The organism is Varunaivibrio sulfuroxidans, from assembly GCF_029318635.1.
GTDB classification, from domain to species: domain Bacteria; phylum Pseudomonadota; class Alphaproteobacteria; order Rhodospirillales; family Magnetovibrionaceae; genus Varunaivibrio; species Varunaivibrio sulfuroxidans.
Genome location: NZ_CP119676.1, coordinates 2736177 through 2753155 on the forward strand (window position 1 = coordinate 2736177; position 16979 = coordinate 2753155).

Consider the following 16979-nt stretch of genomic DNA (forward strand, 5'->3'; position numbering starts at 1 on the left):
TTACGTTTGGACTAAAATGTCGCCATATATTGGTCTCATTTACGGGGAAGAATTTAAGTATGAACCGGCTGTTGAAGATTGCGCTGACGTTTTCGGCGATGTTGGGCGCCAGCATCGCTTTTTCGCAGGGGGCCTGGTCCCAGGTCGATCGGCGCGCGCCCGAATCGCGGTCCGAAATTCAATTGTCCTATGCGCCGATCGTACGCAGGGTCGCTCCCGCCGTGGTCAATATTTTTACCTCGAAAACCGTTCGCGTGCGCCAGGTCGCGCCGCTTTTCAACGATCCTTTTTTTCGCCATTTCTTCGGCGATCAATTCGGCCACACCCTCGGCGGGACGCGCAAGCAGGTTCAAAATGCCCTGGGGTCGGGGGTCATCGTCGATGGGCGGGGGCTGATCGTCACCAATAATCACGTCATCGAAGGGGCGGATGAAATTAAGGTCGTGCTCGCCGACAAGCGGGAATTTAGCGCCCGGATATTGGGCACCGACGCCCGGGTAGATCTTGCGGTTTTGAAAATTAACCCGGGCAAGGGCGTACGCTTGCCAACCTTGAAATTCGACGATTCCGATAAGGTTCAGGTCGGCGATCTGGTGCTGGCCATCGGCAATCCCTTCGGCGTGGGTCAGACGGTCACCAGCGGCATCGTTTCGGCGTTGGCGCGCACGCAGGCGGGGTTGTCGGATTTGAATTCCTACATTCAAACCGACGCCGCGATCAACCCGGGAAATTCCGGTGGCGCATTGGTGGCGATGGACGGTCGTTTGGTGGGGCTGAACACGGCGATCTATTCCAAGTCCGGCGGTTCGATGGGGATCGGGTTCGCCATCCCGTCGAACCTGGTGCGCGCCGCCATCTCCAGTATTGAAAAAAGCGGCCACTTGGTGCGCCCCTGGCTCGGCGCGTCGGGGCAGGCGGTCAGCGCCGACATGGCGCAAGCGCTGGGGTTGGACCGGCCTTATGGCGTTATGTTGGGTAAAGTTGTCCCCGGCGGCCCCGCCGAGAAAGGCGGGTTGCGCGTCGGAGACGTTGTGCTGGCGATTGACGGACGAGAAGTCGAAACCCCACAGGATCTTCGCTTTCGCCTGGCGACGATGGGAGTCGGGCGTAGCACCCGACTGAAGGTGTTGCGACATAAAAAGACAATCACGCTCACGGTGGCGTTGGTGGCGCCGCCGGAGACGCCGCCGCGCGACACCACGCAGGTGAAGGGAGCGACGCCACTGTCCGGCGCGGTGATCGCCAACATCAACCCGGCCTTGGCGCAGGAAAACGACCTTGAGGACGGCGCCCGGGGTGTGATCGTCATGCATGTCCTCGAAGCCAGCAACGCCGGTCGTTTGGGCTTCCAGCCCGGGGATCGGATATTGCGTATTAACGGAATGAAGACGGATGCGGTTACCCAGGTCAAACAGGCCCTGAGCAACGTCGGGAGGGGATGGCGCATCGTGATCGAACGCAACGGGCAAAAACTGTCGTTGGCGCTTGGAGGATGAGCAGCCTTTTCGAAAATCAGGCGCCGCGCCCCCTGGCCGATCGGCTGCGCCCGCAGCTGTTGGACGACGTGGTGGGGCAGGATCACCTGCTGAAAAAAGATGCGCCGCTGGGGCGCATGCTGGCGTCGGGGCGGTTGTCGTCGTTGATTTTGTGGGGGCCGCCGGGAACCGGGAAGACCACCATCGCGCGCCTGATCGCCGATGGCACGGCGATGCACTTCGAACCTTTATCGGCAGTTTTTTCCGGCGTCGCCGATTTGCGCAAGGTGTTCGCCGCGGCGCAAAAACGCCGTGCGGACGGCCAGGGCACGGTGCTGTTCATCGACGAGATCCATCGCTTCAACCGCGCCCAGCAAGACGGCTTCCTGCCCTACGTCGAAGACGGTACGGTGACCCTCGTTGGGGCGACGACGGAAAATCCGTCGTTCGAGCTTAACCCCGCCCTGTTGTCGCGATGCCAGGTTCTGGTCTTGAACCGTCTCGACGACGCGGCGCTCGAGCGTCTGCTCGCCCGTGCGGAAGAGGCCGAGGGACGGCCCTTGCCGATCGACGCCGACGCCCGCGCCGCCCTCAGGGCGATGGCCGATGGCGACGGTCGCTATCTGCTCAATATGGCCGACGAAATCCTTTCATTGCCGGAACGAGGCGGCCCGCTGGACAGCGCCGCCCTGGCCGATGTCGTGCAAAAGCGTATGCCGTTGTACGATAAGGCCCAGGAGGGGCACTACAATCTGATCTCGGCGCTGCATAAATCCCTGCGCGGATCGGATACCGACGCCGCCTTGTATTGGTTGAGCCGGATGCTGGCGGGGGGCGAGGACCCGCGCTTTATCGCCCGGCGGCTGGTGCGCTTCGCCTCGGAGGATATCGGCATGGCCGACCCCGGGGCCTTGCCCCAGGCGATCGCGGCGTGGGAGGCCTACGAGCGCCTAGGCAGCCCCGAGGGGGAACTGGCCCTGGTCCAATGCGTGATTTACTTGGGCACGGCGCCCAAATCGAACGCCGCCTACGTGGCGGGCAAGGCGGCGCTGGCGACGGCGAAAAAAACCGGCTCGTTAATGCCGCCCAAGCATATTTTAAACGCCCCGACGAAGATGATGAAATCGATGGGGTATGGCGCGGGATATCGTTACGATCATGACGCCGATGAGGGCTTTTCGGGGCAGGACTACTTCCCCGAGGGCATGGCGCGTCATCAGTTTTATACGCCCAAGGACCGCGGCTTCGAACGGGAGGTCGCCAAACGCATTGCTTATTGGGCGAAATTGAGAACGGAGAAGGGGGATTAGAATGCAGGCGCTTTCGCCGGTCATGATTTTGGCCGTGGCCTTGGGGGGCTCCGCCGGGGCCGTTGTACGCTATGTGGTGATGTCCGTCATCGGCCACTGGTACCATGGCGGCCTTCCCCTGGCGACGCTGGCGGTCAATCTTGTCGGGTCTTTTATTCTTGGGGCGTTGATCGAAACAATGGCCCTGATGTGGTCGCCCAGTCCGGCCCTGCGCGCCTTTTTAGTGGTGGGGACGCTGGGCGCGTTCACCACCTTTTCGACCTTCTCTATGGATATGTTTTTTCTCATGGAGCGGGGCGAATTCATGCCGTTGGCGGGCTATGTCCTGTCCTCGGTTATTTTCGGATTTCTGGCGTTTTGGGGTGGGATGGCGGCGCTCCGCCTGCTCATTTCTTGAGAGAAGGGCGTATGGCGGGGGTGGAAACCATCACGGTTGATGCGGACGACGCGGATGTTCGGCTGGATCGCTGGCTGAAACGTCGTTTTACGGGGATCACCCAGGGACGGATACAGAAACTGTTGCGTACGGGGCAAATTCGCGTCGATGGCAAACGACTCAAGGATGCCGGCTTTCGGTTACAAGCAGGGCAAACGGTACGCGTGCCGCCGTTGAGCGCCGGCGAAAAGGGCGTCGGGCCTTCCGTCCGTCCGTCCACCGCGCGCGAACCCCACGCCGAGGACGTCCAAGCCCTGCGTGATTGCGTGCTTTACAAGGACGATAAAATCATCGTCCTGAATAAACCCGCCGGTCTTGCCGTGCAGGGGGGGACGGGGACGGTCCTTCATGTTGACGCCATGTTGGACGGGTTGCGTTTCGGCGCCGATCGGCCTCGTTTGACCCACCGCCTGGACAAGGACACCTCGGGTGTCCTGGTGCTGGCGCGCACGCAAGGCGAGGCGGCCCGCCTGACGGCGCTGTTTCGCGAGCGAAAGGTTCATAAGCTGTATTGGGCGATCGTGGTTGGCGTACCTTCGCCGGATCAAGGCATGATCGATCTGGCGCTGGGCAAAATACCCGGCAAGGGTGGGGAAAAGGTTGTTCCCGAGGCGTCCCGGGGACGCAAGGCGCAAAGCCTTTACCGTATCATCGACCGCGCCGGCCGTAAGGCCGCCTGGGTGGCGATGGAACCCCTAACGGGGCGGACCCATCAATTGCGCGTGCACATGGCTCAGGGGGTGGGGACACCGATTTTGGGCGATGGAAAATATGGCGGTCAGGGCGCCTTTCTCGAAGGGCTGGCGGGGGGACGCAAGCTGCATCTTCACGCCCGGAGCATCGCGTTCGCGCGGTCCGACGGTAGCCCCCTTCGCATCAGCGCCCCTCTTCCCGAACATATGCGCGCCACGTGGCGATTCCTGGGCTTTGAGGAAGGGCACGAAGGGGCCGAGGAGGGGTTCGGCGATATGCCGTGACGCACAAACCTTTGCGTGCCCCCCCCCGCCAGCTTATGATTTTGGAGGGAGTGTGGCGAACGAAAGGGTTTCATGCGCGTTTTGTTGGTTGAGGACAACCTCCGGCTTGCGGCTTCCGTGCAAAAGGGACTTGAGCGCGAGGGGTTCACGGTTGATGCCCTGGGCACGATGGCCGACGCCGAGGCGGCGTTGAACGCGGCGACATTCGATGTCGTGGCCCTGGACCTGGGGTTGCCCGACGGCGACGGTATAGATCTTCTTTTGCAAATGCGCGCCAAGGGCGACAGTACGCCGGTGTTGATCCTCACGGCGCGCGACGGCGTCGGCGACCGGGTGCGGGGCCTCAACAGTGGGGGGGACGACTATCTTTTGAAACCCTTTGCGATGGAGGAGGTGGTGGCGCGGATGCGCGCCCTGCTGCGCCGCCCGGGCGGCGCCTTGGGGTTGACCCTTCACGCGGGGAATTTATTTTTCGACACCACCGCTCGCGAGGTTCGCGTCGATACCCGTACGATCGGTATATCACGTCGGGAAATGGGTGTTTTGGAGCAACTCATGCGCCGCGCCGGGCGCGTGGTGCCGAAGGATGTACTGGAAGAAAAGTTGTATGGGTTTGAAGACGACGTTTCGTCCAATTCCGTCGAGGCGCACATCTCCAGACTGAGGAAACGCCTGAATAACGCAGGGGCCAGCGTCTCGATCCATACCTTGCGCGGGGTTGGGTATCTCCTCTCCGAGGGAAGCGAGGGCTAGGTTTTTCAGTCATGGTCCAGCGCATCATCCTCAATGCCGTAATGACACTCCTTGCCTTGTGTCTTTTTGCGGTCACGTGTGAATTTTTTCTGCAAGAACAGGTCAAGCTTTTCCTCTACGGGCATTGCCAACCCGAACCCATGGCGGTGCACATCAACCATATCGTCGTTGCGATCGTTTTTTCGGCCTTGGCGATCGTGATTTCGAGTTTTCTTAATTTTCGCTATGCCCGCGACTTACAGCGCTCCGAAAAAGCGCTTAAGGCGAAGGTCGAGCGTCACCGCAATTTCGCCGCCGATGTCGCCCATGAATTGCGCACGCCGTTGGCCGTTTTACGCGCCAATATCGACGCTCTGGACATCACGCGTCCGGCGCCGCTGGACGCCCTGCGGCATGACGTCGCCATCATGTCGCGTATCGTCGAGCAACTGTTGGCGCGCACTCGGCTCGATTCGATGGTCATCGCGGTCAATGAACAGGCCGATCTGGCCGAGGTCAGTCGAACGATCTCCGCTTTTCTTGCGCCCTACGCCATTAGCGAAGCCCGCTCCTTGGAGGTCATCGGTGCGGAAACCCCCCTGATCGTCCGAGGCAACGCCCCCGCGCTGGAACAGGCGTTGTGCAACTTGATCGAAAACGCCATCAAATATTCTCCCCGAGGCACAAAAATTATCTTAGAGGTGCTCGCCGGAGAAAAAGAACATGTCATCATGGTCAGCAATCGGGGGCGCGGCATTCCCGAAGGCATGCGCGAATCCATTTTTAAACGCTTCTTGCGTGCCGATCGGCGCGGTGGTGGAGCGGGTTTAGGACTTTCGATCGTGCAAAGGGTCATGGAAATGCATGGCGGGAAAGTGACCGTTGAGGACGCGCCCGGCGGGGGAGCGCGGTTTTCCTTGCGTATTCCAGTGCAAGGTTCCCGCTAGGGGGAAAAATTTCCGTAATGTGTGAGACAAACTTCCTTGTTGTCAGGAAGTTGTAAGGTTCGCCTGTCACATAGGCCCTTGAAACACGGTTTTGGGGCCTGAAAGATATGCTTCACGGGGGTTACGGGGAAATGACGCCTTTCTGGTTAAGAGGGTAAACGCACTACAAATTTGTTGGCTGAATTTTTTTTAAGGGCGTACCGCAAGGCGCGTGACCCTTATCCCGTCTTGGTTTTCGTTTGAGAATTAAGCAAAGGCCAGCGGCCGAGGGAGAAAAAGAGAGGCCGGAGAGTTTCGAGTCATGGCTCCGGGGGGCGATTTTTTCGTACACGCGCCTGGGGTCGCGGAGAATGCCGTGGTCTTATGTCAGAGTCTGGCGCCCCAGGGATCACGGCAGCAGCCACCGTCAGATAGCGTGGGCCGCCTTCTGACGGTGGCGTCTTTTTCGGCGAGGTTCGACGTTTCGCGGAAGTTCGACGTCCCGCAGGGCGTTGTGAAAAACGTTCCGGGAACGTCGTCGAAGACTTTTGAAAGTGAACGGCACTTCCGGCAAGTCTTCTCCTAGGTCTGTGACATTTTTCACAAACCAGGCGTATCGGATTAATAGGTCCCGACCCTAGCCGAAGCCTTTTTCCGTGTGTCATATGCGTATGCACCGTATTTCAGTTCCAGGTGACGAGAAACGCGCGCGCGAAAATGGCGGTGTATCCGCTGATCAGCAAAATCGCCCCCAGGTTCACCAGTATCCCCGCGCGCGCCATATCCCAGATGCGCAGATGTCCGCTGGCGAAAACGACCGCATTGGGCGGCGTCGCGACGGGCATCATAAACGCGCAACTGGCGCCGATGACCACGGGAAGCGCCAGCACCATGGGGGCGATGCCCAGGTTTTCGCCGAGCGAGGCGATAATCGGTAAAAATGTCGCCGTGGTGGCGGTGTTGCTGGTCAATTCGGTTAGAAAAACGGTGACGCTGGTCAGGAGGACGCCGAGAATTAGTGGCGGGAACACGGCAAGACCGTGCAATGCCTCGCCGATCCAAACGGCCAGTCCGCTGGCGGCAACGGCGTCGGCGAGGGCGAGTCCGCCACCGAAAAGGATCAGAATTCCCCACGGTAGGCGGCGTGCGGTCGGCCAGTCGAGAAGTCCCCCCCCTTCCTTGAGGCGGGCGGGGATCAGAAATAGGCAAAGTCCCGCCGTTATGGCGATCCCGGCATCGCTCAGGGAAAATACGCTCGTCAGCTGATTTATGAGGGGCCGGGTAATCCAGAACAGCGCGGTGACGACAAACAGGACGAGCACGCTTTTTTCCGGCCCGCTGATGCGCCCTAAACTTGCCCGTTCACGCGCGATCACGTCGGTGGCGGCGGTGATGTCCAGTTCGTGAAGGCGATAGATAAAACGGGACAACAGGATCCATGTCATTATCAACAGAGCGAGCGAAAGCGGCAGGGCAAAGGCCATCCATTGGGCGAAGCCGATAGAGATTGCGTACCGCTCGGCCATGAAGGCGGCGAAGAACGCATTGGGCGGGGTGCCGACCAGCGTTGCGATACCGCCAATGCTACAGCCGTAGGCCGTGCCTAAAAGCAGCGCCTGGGCGAAATGACGTCGCCTTTCCTCCGGGACCGTGTCCCGAAATGCCGGCAGGGGGCGTGGGGAACGGGAACGCTCGTCGGGGGTGATGACGCGGATCACCGATAGCGCGATCGGCAACATCATCACCGCTGTGGCGGTGTTGCTGATCCACATGCTAAGACCCCACGATACCGCCATGAACCCCGCGAGAACGGCGGGTGGACGGGCGCTGATCCGCGCCAGAACCAGCACGGCGATACGTTTGTGCAGCCCCCAGCGCTCCACCGCCAAGGCCAACATGAACCCTCCCATAAAAAGAAAAACCAGGGGGTTGGCGTAGGCGTGGCTGACCTTGTCCAGGGGGATGATCTTCAGAGCGGGGAAAAGGACGATGGGCAGCAGGGCGGTCGCCGCGAGGGGGATGGCCTCGCTCGCCCACCACAGCGCCATCGTCAGGGCGATGGCGGCGGTCTTCCAGGCGGTGGAAGATAGTCCAAGAGGCGGGGCGAAAATCGCCGGGGCGAGCAGGAAGGCGAAACCGAGCAGCAACACGCCGATCCGCCGGGCGGCGGCGAAAGGCGTCGCGGGGGACGCGATGGTGGGGGGTGGCTGGTTCATCTCCGGGATCATAGCACCATTGACGAAAAAAAGCCGCGCCGTTCCGCCTCTTCGGGGGCGATGGAAAGTCTATCGCGGATTATTTGGCTGAGTTTTTTTTGTTTATGGATTTTAAAGCGCGGCGAGCGCATTTTATCGAAAGGAAAAGGAATGCCATTTGATGAATACGCCCCCCGCATTGCGTCTCGCTGTTTTCGATTGTGACGGTACCTTGGTTGACAGCCAACAGGCGATCGTCGATGCCATGCGCCGCGCCTTCATCAAGCACGGTCATGATCGCCCTCGCCCCGAGGATGTCCGTTCCATGGTGGGGTTGCCGCTGATCGAGGCGATTTCGAGGTTGCTCCCGGAGCACCCACATGAGCGTCACCAAAATGTATGCGAAAGCTATAAGGACGCCTTTTCCCAATTGCGTCGGGCGGGTCGCGTTCATGAGCCGCTTTACGAGGGGGCGATCGAGGCGATCGGGGGGCTTGAGCGCGCCGGCTGGCTGCTTGGCGTGGCGACGGGAAAATCGCGCCGTGGCCTGGACGCCACCATCGGAACGCATGCCTTGGAAGGACGCTTCGCCACGCTTCAGACCTCAGACAGCGCCCCCGCCGGGAAGCCGGCGCCGGATATGATGTTACAGGCGCTGCGTGAGACCGGGGTCGAGGCGCGCGCCGCCGTCATGATCGGCGATACCACCTACGACATGGAAATGGCCCGTAATGCCGGCGTTCGTGCGATCGGAGTCGCCTGGGGATATCATGATCCGGCGGCCTTGCGCGATGCCGGCGCACACTGCGTAATCGCGCGCTTCGCCGATTTGACGGGGGTCTTGGACGCGATGATGGAGACGGCGTGATGCGCAGAGTGTTAAAAATTGCGGGCGTGACGATGTTGCTGGTCGTCGCCGTGGCGGTATCCGCCGTGGTGATGCTGTCGCAGATGGATTTCAATCGTTTCAAGGACACCATCAGCGCCGAGGTCAAGGCCGCCACCGGCCGCGATCTCAAGATCACGGGGAATATCACGTTGAAAACGGCGCTGACGCCGACTCTAAGCGTCGATGGCGTAACCTTCGCCAATGCTTCCTGGAGCCAGACTCCCACCATGGCTACGGTGCGTCATGTCGAGGCTCGGTTGGACTTGTGGCCGCTCTTATTGGGGACCGTTCATATTCAGCATTTGGCGATAGACGGGGTTACCATTTTGGCGGAAGTCGGCGCCGATGGAAAGGCGAACTGGGAATTTCCCTCGGTTTCCAGAACGCCGCCGGCGGAGAATACGGCGGACATGGGCGCCCCATCCACGGGAGAAGGCGTCTTCGTGCCCCGTATTAGCGACATTGCGATGCGCAATGTGCGGGTGCGCTTTGTTAATCATCGCGACGCCCAGGATGTGACATTGTCCCTGGACCGTCTGAATGCGCGCGCGCAAACCTACGACGCGCCGATCCGTTGGGATGTTCTGGGCCGCTTGGGCGACGCCGAGGTCGCCGCGGTGGCCAGAACGGGCTCGTTGCGTCAATTGCTCGAAAGTGGCCGCGAAACGTTCCCCGTTTATCTCGAACTCAAGGGGCCCGGTCTTTCCGTCAAGATGGAAGGGGGCGTCGATCAACCCGCCCAAGGCTTGGGGGTGGATATCGCGGTTTCGGCGCAGGTCATGAACACCCAGCGTTTGGCGCGGGCGCTGGGCGCGAGTATGCCGGTCGTGGCCGAGACGACGGTGAACTTCAATCTTAAGGGGGCGGGCGCGCATTACGGATTCGGAGATATCGCCGTTCATTCCGGGCGCAGCGATCTTGGGGGGCGGCTGGATGTCGATTTTTCAGGTGCGCGCCCAAAGTTGACCGCCGACCTCACGGCGGTGCGCCTGGACCTGGATCAAATTTTGCCGGGGTGGGACGGTGCGTCCACCGCGACGGATGTGAGCCAGGGGGGGGCGCCGGACAAACGGCTTTTTTCCGCCGCGCCGTTGCCGTGGGGGATGCTTAAACAGGTTGATGTCACAGCCTCGATCTCTCTGGGCAAATTGATAGCGCACCGCACGGAGATCGATCATGTCGAGGCCCAGTTCGCCATCAGTGACGGCGAACTGAACAGCAAAACGCTTTCGGCGGAGCTGGGCGGAACGAAAGTTGACGGCGTGCTTAGCGCCAGCGTGGCGGATCAGGAACCTCGCCTGGCTTTGCGCCTGGAAAGCCGTGCGCTGGATGTCGGTTCCATGTTGAAGCTGCTGGGTCAACCGCCGTACCTGGATCTTAAGCTCGACGGCGATATCGACGTTCACGGAACGGGGCGATCCGTGCGGCAGATCATGGCGACCCTGGGGGGGCGGGTGCTGTTGGTGGGCCGCGACGGGCGTCTCAACGACACCACGTTGCAAGCGGCGATGACCGGCTTGCAGAACGTCCTGCCTTGGATCAACGACCAAAACGCCACCGCCATCAACTGTACGGTCGCCCGTTTCGACGTTTACCGAGGTCTGGCGACGGCCCAGGCCTTGATGATGGATACCACCGCTTTGGATGCGTGGGGGCGGGGAAGCGCCGATTTGCGTGATGAGAAACTGGATTTTTCCGTTTCGACATCGGCGAAAAATGTCAGTTTGGCGAAACTGGCGCTGCCCTTTAAAATACAGGGCACGTTCCTAGAGCCCAAGGTTACCACGGATGTCGGCGGGGCCGTGGCGGGCGCATTGGGGGTCGTGGGCGGCGTGTTGTCCACGCCGGCGCAGTTGTTGGGGTCGCTTGTCGGCGCTCGGGGCGACGCGACCGCCCTGAGCGCGTCCTGCCTGAAGGCGCTTGGGAACGCGTCTGGACAACCCAAGACGCCGGAAACGTCCCGGCCTGGAAACGCATCCCCGCGGACACCGCAAAGCACCCCCCTAAACCTGCCGTCGGGCGATCTGGGTAAAGGTGTCGAAGGCCTTGTCAAGGGGGTGATAGGGCGCTAAAACGCCAGAAATAGAGTCCGTCGCCGCCTTGAGACCGTCGTGAGAATTTCATGAGTAAGCGCCGTTACGCCGATGTCGCCGTTGTTCCTCACGACGGCGTATTTTCCATCGCCTTGGATGGGCGCACCGTCAAAACCCCTGGTGGGGAGGTGTTGGCGGTGCGCACCATGACGCTGGGCGACGCCGTCGCCGGAGAATGGCGCGCCCAAGGTGAGACCATTTTACCCGCCACCATGCCTCTGACCCGCTATGCCAGCACGGCGATTGACCGCATCGCGCCGGCGCGCGGACGTATCATCGACGCGATGATACGTCACGTCGATACCGACGCGCTGTGTTACCGCGCCGAGGACCCCACCGACCTGGTCGCACGGCAAAGTGCGCGGTGGGACCCGGTCCTCGACTGGGCGCAAGACAGGTTCGCCGTGCGTTTCACGGTTGCTCGGGGGATCATGCCTGTTCAGCAACCCGATACCCACCATCGGGCGCTGCGCGCGTATGTGTCGGGGTTTCGTGATCTAAGCCTGACGGTGTTGGGCGATCTGGCGGAGATGACGGGTTCGCTCATCATCGCCGCCGCCGCCGCCGAGGGCCACTTTGATGCGGAGCAGGCTTTCGCGCTTTCGCACCTTGACGAAACCTATCAAATCGAACGTTGGGGGCAAGACGAAGAGGCGCGAATCCGCCGGGATAACGTGAAAACGGACATCGGCCATGCCGTGAACGCGCTGGCCCTGGATAGGGACTGACGGAGAGGCCGCGGTGCGATGGTTTAGGTTTCGTTACGCTGCGCTTCTTGGGAAGGCTCCGCATCGCCGGGGTCGTCGATTTGGTGGCGCATGATCAGGGGCAATTGTAGGGCGCTGAACAAAACGGTTAGCGGCATTACCCCGAACACCTTGAAATCAACCCAAAAATTCGTGGTCTGGGTGCGCCAGACGTATTCGTTGGCCAGCGCCAGGAAAAGAAAGAAAAAGGCCCAGCGCCACGTCAATTTGCGCCATCCCCCCTCGTCCAGGTGGATCGCGCCCTGCAGGGCGATTTTGAACAGATTTTTGCGTAGGGCCAGCCCCACAAACAGCGCCGTGGCGAACAGGGCGTTGACGATGGTCGGTTTGAGCTTGATGAAGGTATCGTCCTGTAAAATCAAGGTCAAACCGCCGAACACCAGGATGAACGCCCCCGCGATTAGGGGCATCGCCGGAATGTGCCGACCGTTGAAATAGGCATACCCCAGCGACGCTACGGTGGCGATCATGAAGGCGAACGTGGCGTAGAAAATATCGGCGCGGGCATTGACGACAAAGAACAAGGCCAGAGGGCCGACCTCCATCGCGATGCGCTGAAATGCTTTTTTGTTATGTGCCATCGTCTGCGATCATAAGGCGTGGGCGGGCTTTTCGCTAGTGCAAATGCACGGCGCGCGTGGTATCAAAAATAACGATTTTCCCCACCGAACGGTTAAAAATGGTCCTCACGACGGGACATCTCGCGGGAAAAATTCGTGGTATCGCAGCGACGATGAGGGGGATGTCCATGCACGACATCATTCGGCAATTGGAAGAAAAGCGCGAACGGGCGCGCCAGGGCGGCGGCGCGCAGCGCGTCAAGGCGCAGCACGCCAAGGGCAAGCTCAGTGCGCGCGAGCGGATCGAACTTTTGCTCGACCCCGAATCGTTCGAGGAATGGGACATGTTCGTCGAGCACCGCTCAACCGATTTCGGCATGGAGGGACAAACCATACCGGGCGACGGCGTGGTCACGGGATACGGCGCGATCAACGGGCGCTTGGTTTTCGTCTTCAGTCAGGATTTTACCGTGCTCGGCGGCTCGTTGTCGGAAACCCATGCCTTGAAAATCACCAAGATCATGGATCAGGCGTTGAAGGTCGGCGCGCCGGTGATCGGGTTGAACGATTCGGGTGGCGCGCGGATTCAAGAGGGCATCGGCTCGCTGGCCGGTTATGCCGAGGTGTTTCAACGCAACGTCATGGCGTCGGGAGTGATCCCGCAAATTTCCGTGATTATGGGACCGTGCGCGGGCGGCGCGGTGTATTCCCCGGCGATCACCGATTTCATCTTCATGGTCGAGGATACCTCGTACATGTTCGTGACCGGGCCGGATGTGGTGAAAACCGTCACCCATGAAGAAGTTACCCACGAAGAGCTTGGCGGGGCCGCCACCCATACCCAAAAATCGGGGGTCGCCGATCGCGCGTTCGTCAACGATGTCGAGGCATTGCTCTATCTGCGCCGCTTCATCGACTTCCTGCCCGCCAGCAACCGGGAAAAACCGCCTCTGCGCCCGACACAAGACAGCGATCGACGCAGCGAAATGTCGCTGGATACGCTGGTCCCGGATAATCCCAATAAACCCTACGATATCAAAGAGGTAATCGAAAAAATCGTCGATGAGGAGGATTTTTTCGAACTGCAACCCAATTATGCGGGCAATATCGTGATCGGGTTCGCCCGCATGGAAGGCTCCACCGTGGGCATCGTGGCCAACCAGCCGATGGTGCTGGCGGGGTGTCTGGATATCAACTCGTCGCTCAAGGCGGCGCGCTTCGTGCGCTTTTGCGACGCCTTCAATATTCCCCTGGTGACCTTCGTCGATGTGCCGGGGTTTCTTCCCGGAACGGCGCAGGAATACGGCGGCATCATCAAGCACGGCGCGAAGCTGCTCTACGCCTTCGCCGAGGCCACGGTGCCCAAGGTCACGGTGATCACCCGCAAGGCCTATGGCGGGGCCTATGACGTGATGAGTTCGAAACATCTGCGCGGCGACGTCAATTTCGCCTGGCCGTCGGCGGAAATCGCGGTCATGGGACCCAAGGGCGCGGTCGAGATCATTTTCCGCAAGGAAATGACGGACAGTGCGAAAATCGCCCGGCGCGAGCAGGAATACCGGGAAAAATTCGCCAACCCCTTCATCGCCGGCAGGCGCGGCTTCATTGATGACGTTATCATGCCGCATAGCACGCGGCCCAACATCTGCCGCTCGTTGCGCATGCTGAAAAACAAGCAGTTGGAAACGCCCTGGAAGAAGCACGGGAACATCCCGCTGTGAAGCGCCGATTTGGGATCGGAGAACGTGGGAACGGTGCGGGGCGATGATGACGGAACGGCTGGCGCGTAAGGAAGATACGCATAAGGAAAAATTGAGATGCCTGGGTCGTTTCGCCGCGCAATTGGCGGGAATTCTGTTTTTGATTGCGGCGGCGCTGGTCGTCAATCTGGCCTACACGCCGAGGATCCCGTGGTTTGTCGTCGTCCTGCTTGGCGGGGCGTTCGTGATCGTTTCCAAAGCGCGCAAGGTTATGGCGTTGTTCGATGCGTGAGTGGGCGCAAATCAAAAAGTAAAAAGGGAGGTGGCGTCCATGGCGCCGAAGTCAGATAAAACGGTCGGTGGCGTTCGCAAGACGACGGGTGCGAAACAGGGGGTGAAGAAAAGCCCCGTGAAAAAAAACGTGCGTAAGGACGGCGTTCGAATTCGTAAAATTTTGATCGCCAACCGCGGCGAAATCGCCTGTCGCGTCATCCGCAGCGCCAAGGGCATGGGAATCAAGACGGTGGCGATTTATTCCGAGGCCGATCGCGACGCCCTGCATGTGATCGAAGCCGACGAAGCCGTGTGCGTCGGGCCGGCGCCGTCGGCGCAAAGCTACCTCAATATCGCCGCCGTGATCGCCGCCATCAAGAAAACCGGCGCCGACGCGGTTCATCCGGGGTATGGTTTTTTATCCGAGAACGCCGCGTTTTGCCGCCGCTTGAAACGCGAGGGGGTGACGTTCATTGGTCCCGATCCCCGCGCCATCAAGGCGATGGGCGATAAAATCGAATCGAAAAGGTTGGCCGAAAAAGCCGGAGTCAGCACGGTGCCCGGGTTTGACGGCGCTTTGCGCGACACCGATCACGCCATCGAGGTGGCGGCGGCCATCGGCTATCCGGTGATGATCAAGGCGTCGGCGGGCGGCGGCGGCAAGGGCATGCGTATCGCCAGGGACGAGGCGGACGTCCGCGAGGGTTTTCCCGCCGCCGTGCGCGAGGCCAAGTCCGGCTTCGGCGATGACCGGGTTTTCATTGAAAAATATATTGAAAACCCGCGCCATATCGAAATTCAAATCATGGCCGACAGGCAGGGGAATATCGTTCACTTTGGTGAGCGGGAATGTTCGATCCAGCGCCGTCATCAAAAGGTCGTCGAGGAAGCGCCCAGCCCCTTCATCACCCCCGAAACCCGCCGGGCGATGGGGGCGCAGGCGGTGGCCTTGGCGCGCGCCGTGGATTACGTCTCCGCCGGGACGGTGGAGTTCATCGTCGATCAACGGCAGAATTTCTATTTTTTGGAAATGAACACCCGCCTGCAGGTGGAACACCCCGTGACCGAGCTGGTCTATGGCGTCGATTTGGTCGATCTGATGATCCGTGTCGCCCAGGGGGCGCCGCTGGGGATCGTCCAGAAAAATATCCGCCCCAAGGGATGGGCCATTGAGACGCGAATTTACGCCGAGGACCCGTTTCGCGGGTTTCTACCCTCGGTCGGACGTCTGGTGCGCTACCGGGCTCCCGGCGAAGAGGGCGGCGTGCGGGTGGACAGCGGCGTCTATGAGGGCGGCGAAATTTCGATCCACTACGACCCGATGATCGCCAAGTTGATTACATACGGTGAAACCCGTGCACTGGCGATCGCGCGGATGCGCCTCGCCCTGGACGCGTTTTACATTCGCGGCGTGCGCCACAACATCGCCTTCCTGGCGGCGTTGGTCGGGCACCCCCGCTTCAACGAGGGGAGGTTATCGACCGATTTCATCGTCGAGGAATATCCAGACGGCTTCAGTTCCGCCGACGTCGTTCATGACGATCCCGTTATTCTCGATATTGTCGCGGTGTGCATGCACCGCGCCTATCAGGCGCGTGCGGCTCAAATTTCCGGACAATGGGCCAACCATGAACGCGCCGTCAGGGACGACTGGGTGATCCTTGCGCCGGGGCGGCGGACACGGGCGACGGCGCGCATCGTCGAGGGCGGTTTCGAGGTGGCGGTCGGCAAGAAAACCCATCGGGTGGTCACGACCTGGCGTTTGGGCGAGGGAATGTTCGAGGCGCGCATCAATGACGCCTTTTATTGCGTGCAGGTCGAACGCTTGAATGTCGGCTATCGATTGATTAACTCGGGAAGTGAGGCTGATATCCGGGTGTTGTCCGAACGCGCGGCGCACCTGAGCGGCTTGATGGTGGATAAGCCGGGTCGAGATGTGTCGAACCTCCTGATCTCGCCGATGCCTGGGCTTCTTGTCGATCTTAGGGTGGATGTCGGGCAGAGCGTGAAGGCGGGGGACGAGATCGCCGTTATCGAGGCGATGAAAATGGAGAATGTTCTGCGCGCCGACAAAGACGGTGTGGTCAAAACCGTTCACGCGCAAAAAGGCGAGAGCTTACGCGTCGATCAGACGATCGTGGAGTTTGTATGAGGAACGTTTATGCCCGGGGATAAAAAAAGGCCGGAAAAGGGCGGCAATGTTGTAAAATTCACCCCACGACGCAAAAAAACACCGACGGGACGCATCTCGTCTCGAAAAGGGGGGGCGAAAAAAAGGGATTCTCCGCTTTCCCCCAAGGGATTTGAGCGCCACGAAAAAGTTATGAAGGTGAAATTCACGGGACCCGGGGTCGATGGCGTCTTTGCGCAGGCGGTGGCCGACCGGGCGCAGCTTCTGGGCATGGATGGCTGGGTGCGGGTGCGTGGTCATGACGGTTCGGTCGATGCATTGTTCGCAGGGGATTGCGGCGGCATTCAGCGGATTTTGGAGTTTGTCCGCGGCGCCGACGAGGGACCGGCGTCAATGGTGCGTATCGATGAAAAACCGTTGCGTGGCGATGAGCCCATTTGGACCGAATTTCACCTCCTTCCCCCGACCTGACGTCATCGTGGGTGCGAAATCGGCATCGAAAAAGCAGCGTCGAA

The 16979-nt window shown here is 60.4% G+C and carries 15 protein-coding genes; 13 read left to right on the plus strand and 2 right to left on the minus strand.

Going from position 1 to position 16979, the window contains the following annotated elements:
- The first annotated feature begins 59 nt into the window (after positions 1–59).
- The 6 genes from P3M64_RS12835 (at position 60) to P3M64_RS12860 (ending at position 5877) form a co-directional block, all read left to right on the plus strand.
- Positions 60–1496 (plus strand): DegQ family serine endoprotease, encoded by a 1437-nt coding sequence (locus P3M64_RS12835; protein WP_207893164.1) that lies wholly within the window; start codon positions 60–62, stop codon positions 1494–1496.
- Positions 1493–2785 (plus strand): replication-associated recombination protein A, encoded by a 1293-nt coding sequence (locus P3M64_RS12840; RefSeq protein ID WP_132939163.1) that lies wholly within the window; start codon positions 1493–1495, stop codon positions 2783–2785. Before P3M64_RS12835 ends, P3M64_RS12840 begins: the two co-directional genes overlap by 4 nt.
- Position 2786: 1 nt before the next feature.
- A complete protein-coding gene (gene crcB, locus P3M64_RS12845; protein WP_243644776.1) occupies positions 2787–3182 on the plus strand; it encodes a fluoride efflux transporter CrcB in 396 nt (131 codons plus the stop codon).
- 11 nt (positions 3183–3193) lie between these two features.
- Positions 3194–4198, plus strand: a complete 1005-nt coding sequence (locus P3M64_RS12850; protein ID WP_132939164.1) for an RluA family pseudouridine synthase — start codon at positions 3194–3196, stop codon at positions 4196–4198.
- 72 nt (positions 4199–4270) lie between these two features.
- A complete protein-coding gene (locus tag P3M64_RS12855; protein ID WP_132939165.1) occupies positions 4271–4951 on the plus strand; it encodes a response regulator in 681 nt (226 codons plus the stop codon).
- 11 nt (positions 4952–4962) lie between these two features.
- Positions 4963–5877 (plus strand): sensor histidine kinase, encoded by a 915-nt coding sequence (locus tag P3M64_RS12860; RefSeq protein ID WP_132939166.1) that lies wholly within the window; start codon positions 4963–4965, stop codon positions 5875–5877.
- Between the two features lie 662 nt (positions 5878–6539).
- Here P3M64_RS12860 and P3M64_RS12865 read toward each other — a convergent pair.
- Positions 6540–8072 (minus strand): SLC13 family permease, encoded by a 1533-nt coding sequence (locus tag P3M64_RS12865; protein ID WP_132939167.1) that lies wholly within the window; start codon positions 8070–8072, stop codon positions 6540–6542.
- 160 nt (positions 8073–8232) lie between these two features.
- Here P3M64_RS12865 and P3M64_RS12870 point away from each other — a divergent pair, with 160 nt between their 5' ends.
- Genes P3M64_RS12870 through P3M64_RS12880 form a run of 3 tightly spaced genes read left to right on the plus strand, consistent with a single transcriptional unit; the run spans position 8233 to position 11761 of the window.
- A complete protein-coding gene (locus P3M64_RS12870; protein WP_132939168.1) occupies positions 8233–8919 on the plus strand; it encodes an HAD-IA family hydrolase in 687 nt (228 codons plus the stop codon).
- Positions 8919–11012 carry an AsmA family protein gene (locus P3M64_RS12875; RefSeq protein WP_132939169.1) on the plus strand — a complete coding sequence of 698 codons (2094 nt, stop codon included), beginning with the start codon at positions 8919–8921 and terminating at the stop codon, positions 11010–11012. The genes P3M64_RS12870 and P3M64_RS12875 overlap by 1 nt, the downstream gene beginning before the upstream one ends.
- A gap of 50 nt (positions 11013–11062) precedes the next feature.
- The gene (locus tag P3M64_RS12880; RefSeq protein WP_132939170.1) at positions 11063–11761 is read left to right on the plus strand and encodes an ATP12 family chaperone protein; all 699 of its coding nucleotides are present in this window, start codon (positions 11063–11065) and stop codon (positions 11759–11761) included.
- A gap of 23 nt (positions 11762–11784) precedes the next feature.
- Here the strand turns inward: P3M64_RS12880 and P3M64_RS12885 are convergent, their stop codons facing one another.
- Positions 11785–12381, minus strand: a complete 597-nt coding sequence (locus P3M64_RS12885; RefSeq protein ID WP_132939171.1) for a septation protein A — start codon at positions 12379–12381, stop codon at positions 11785–11787.
- A 167-nt stretch (positions 12382–12548) separates the two neighbouring features.
- On the opposite strand from P3M64_RS12885, the gene P3M64_RS12890 reads away from it, so the two are divergent.
- The 4 genes from P3M64_RS12890 (at position 12549) to P3M64_RS12905 (ending at position 16935) form a co-directional block, all read left to right on the plus strand.
- On the plus strand, positions 12549–14081 hold the full coding sequence (locus P3M64_RS12890) for an acyl-CoA carboxylase subunit beta (RefSeq protein WP_132939172.1): 1533 nt from the start codon (positions 12549–12551) through the stop codon (positions 14079–14081).
- Between the two features lie 43 nt (positions 14082–14124).
- Positions 14125–14352, plus strand: coding sequence for a hypothetical protein (locus P3M64_RS12895; protein ID WP_132939173.1), 228 nt, complete (start codon positions 14125–14127; stop codon positions 14350–14352).
- A 39-nt stretch (positions 14353–14391) separates the two neighbouring features.
- Positions 14392–16485: an acetyl-CoA carboxylase biotin carboxylase subunit gene (gene accC, locus P3M64_RS12900; RefSeq protein WP_132939174.1), complete on the plus strand. Its 2094-nt coding sequence runs from the start codon at positions 14392–14394 to the stop codon at positions 16483–16485.
- A 171-nt stretch (positions 16486–16656) separates the two neighbouring features.
- Complete coding sequence (locus P3M64_RS12905) at positions 16657–16935, plus strand: acylphosphatase (protein WP_165886323.1); 279 nt, start codon at positions 16657–16659, stop codon at positions 16933–16935.
- The last annotated feature ends 44 nt before the right edge of the window (positions 16936–16979 follow it).

Bases quoted from the DNA above. Each gene is read 5' to 3' on its own strand.
- P3M64_RS12835 (WP_207893164.1), top strand. From the start codon at position 60: ATGAACCGGCTGTTGAAGATTGCGCTGACGTTTTCGGCGATGTTGGGC.
- P3M64_RS12840 (WP_132939163.1), top strand. From the start codon at position 1,493: ATGAGCAGCCTTTTCGAAAATCAGGCGCCGCGCCCCCTGGCCGATCGG.
- crcB (WP_243644776.1), top strand. From the start codon at position 2,787: ATGCAGGCGCTTTCGCCGGTCATGATTTTGGCCGTGGCCTTGGGGGGC.
- P3M64_RS12850 (WP_132939164.1), top strand. From the start codon at position 3,194: ATGGCGGGGGTGGAAACCATCACGGTTGATGCGGACGACGCGGATGTT.
- P3M64_RS12855 (WP_132939165.1), top strand. From the start codon at position 4,271: ATGCGCGTTTTGTTGGTTGAGGACAACCTCCGGCTTGCGGCTTCCGTG.
- P3M64_RS12860 (WP_132939166.1), top strand. From the start codon at position 4,963: ATGGTCCAGCGCATCATCCTCAATGCCGTAATGACACTCCTTGCCTTG.
- P3M64_RS12865 (WP_132939167.1), bottom strand. From the start codon at position 8,072: ATGAACCAGCCACCCCCCACCATCGCGTCCCCCGCGACGCCTTTCGCC.
- P3M64_RS12870 (WP_132939168.1), top strand. From the start codon at position 8,233: ATGAATACGCCCCCCGCATTGCGTCTCGCTGTTTTCGATTGTGACGGT.
- P3M64_RS12875 (WP_132939169.1), top strand. From the start codon at position 8,919: ATGCGCAGAGTGTTAAAAATTGCGGGCGTGACGATGTTGCTGGTCGTC.
- P3M64_RS12880 (WP_132939170.1), top strand. From the start codon at position 11,063: ATGAGTAAGCGCCGTTACGCCGATGTCGCCGTTGTTCCTCACGACGGC.
- P3M64_RS12885 (WP_132939171.1), bottom strand. From the start codon at position 12,381: ATGGCACATAACAAAAAAGCATTTCAGCGCATCGCGATGGAGGTCGGC.
- P3M64_RS12890 (WP_132939172.1), top strand. From the start codon at position 12,549: ATGCACGACATCATTCGGCAATTGGAAGAAAAGCGCGAACGGGCGCGC.
- P3M64_RS12895 (WP_132939173.1), top strand. From the start codon at position 14,125: ATGATGACGGAACGGCTGGCGCGTAAGGAAGATACGCATAAGGAAAAA.
- accC (WP_132939174.1), top strand. From the start codon at position 14,392: ATGGCGCCGAAGTCAGATAAAACGGTCGGTGGCGTTCGCAAGACGACG.
- P3M64_RS12905 (WP_165886323.1), top strand. From the start codon at position 16,657: ATGAAGGTGAAATTCACGGGACCCGGGGTCGATGGCGTCTTTGCGCAG.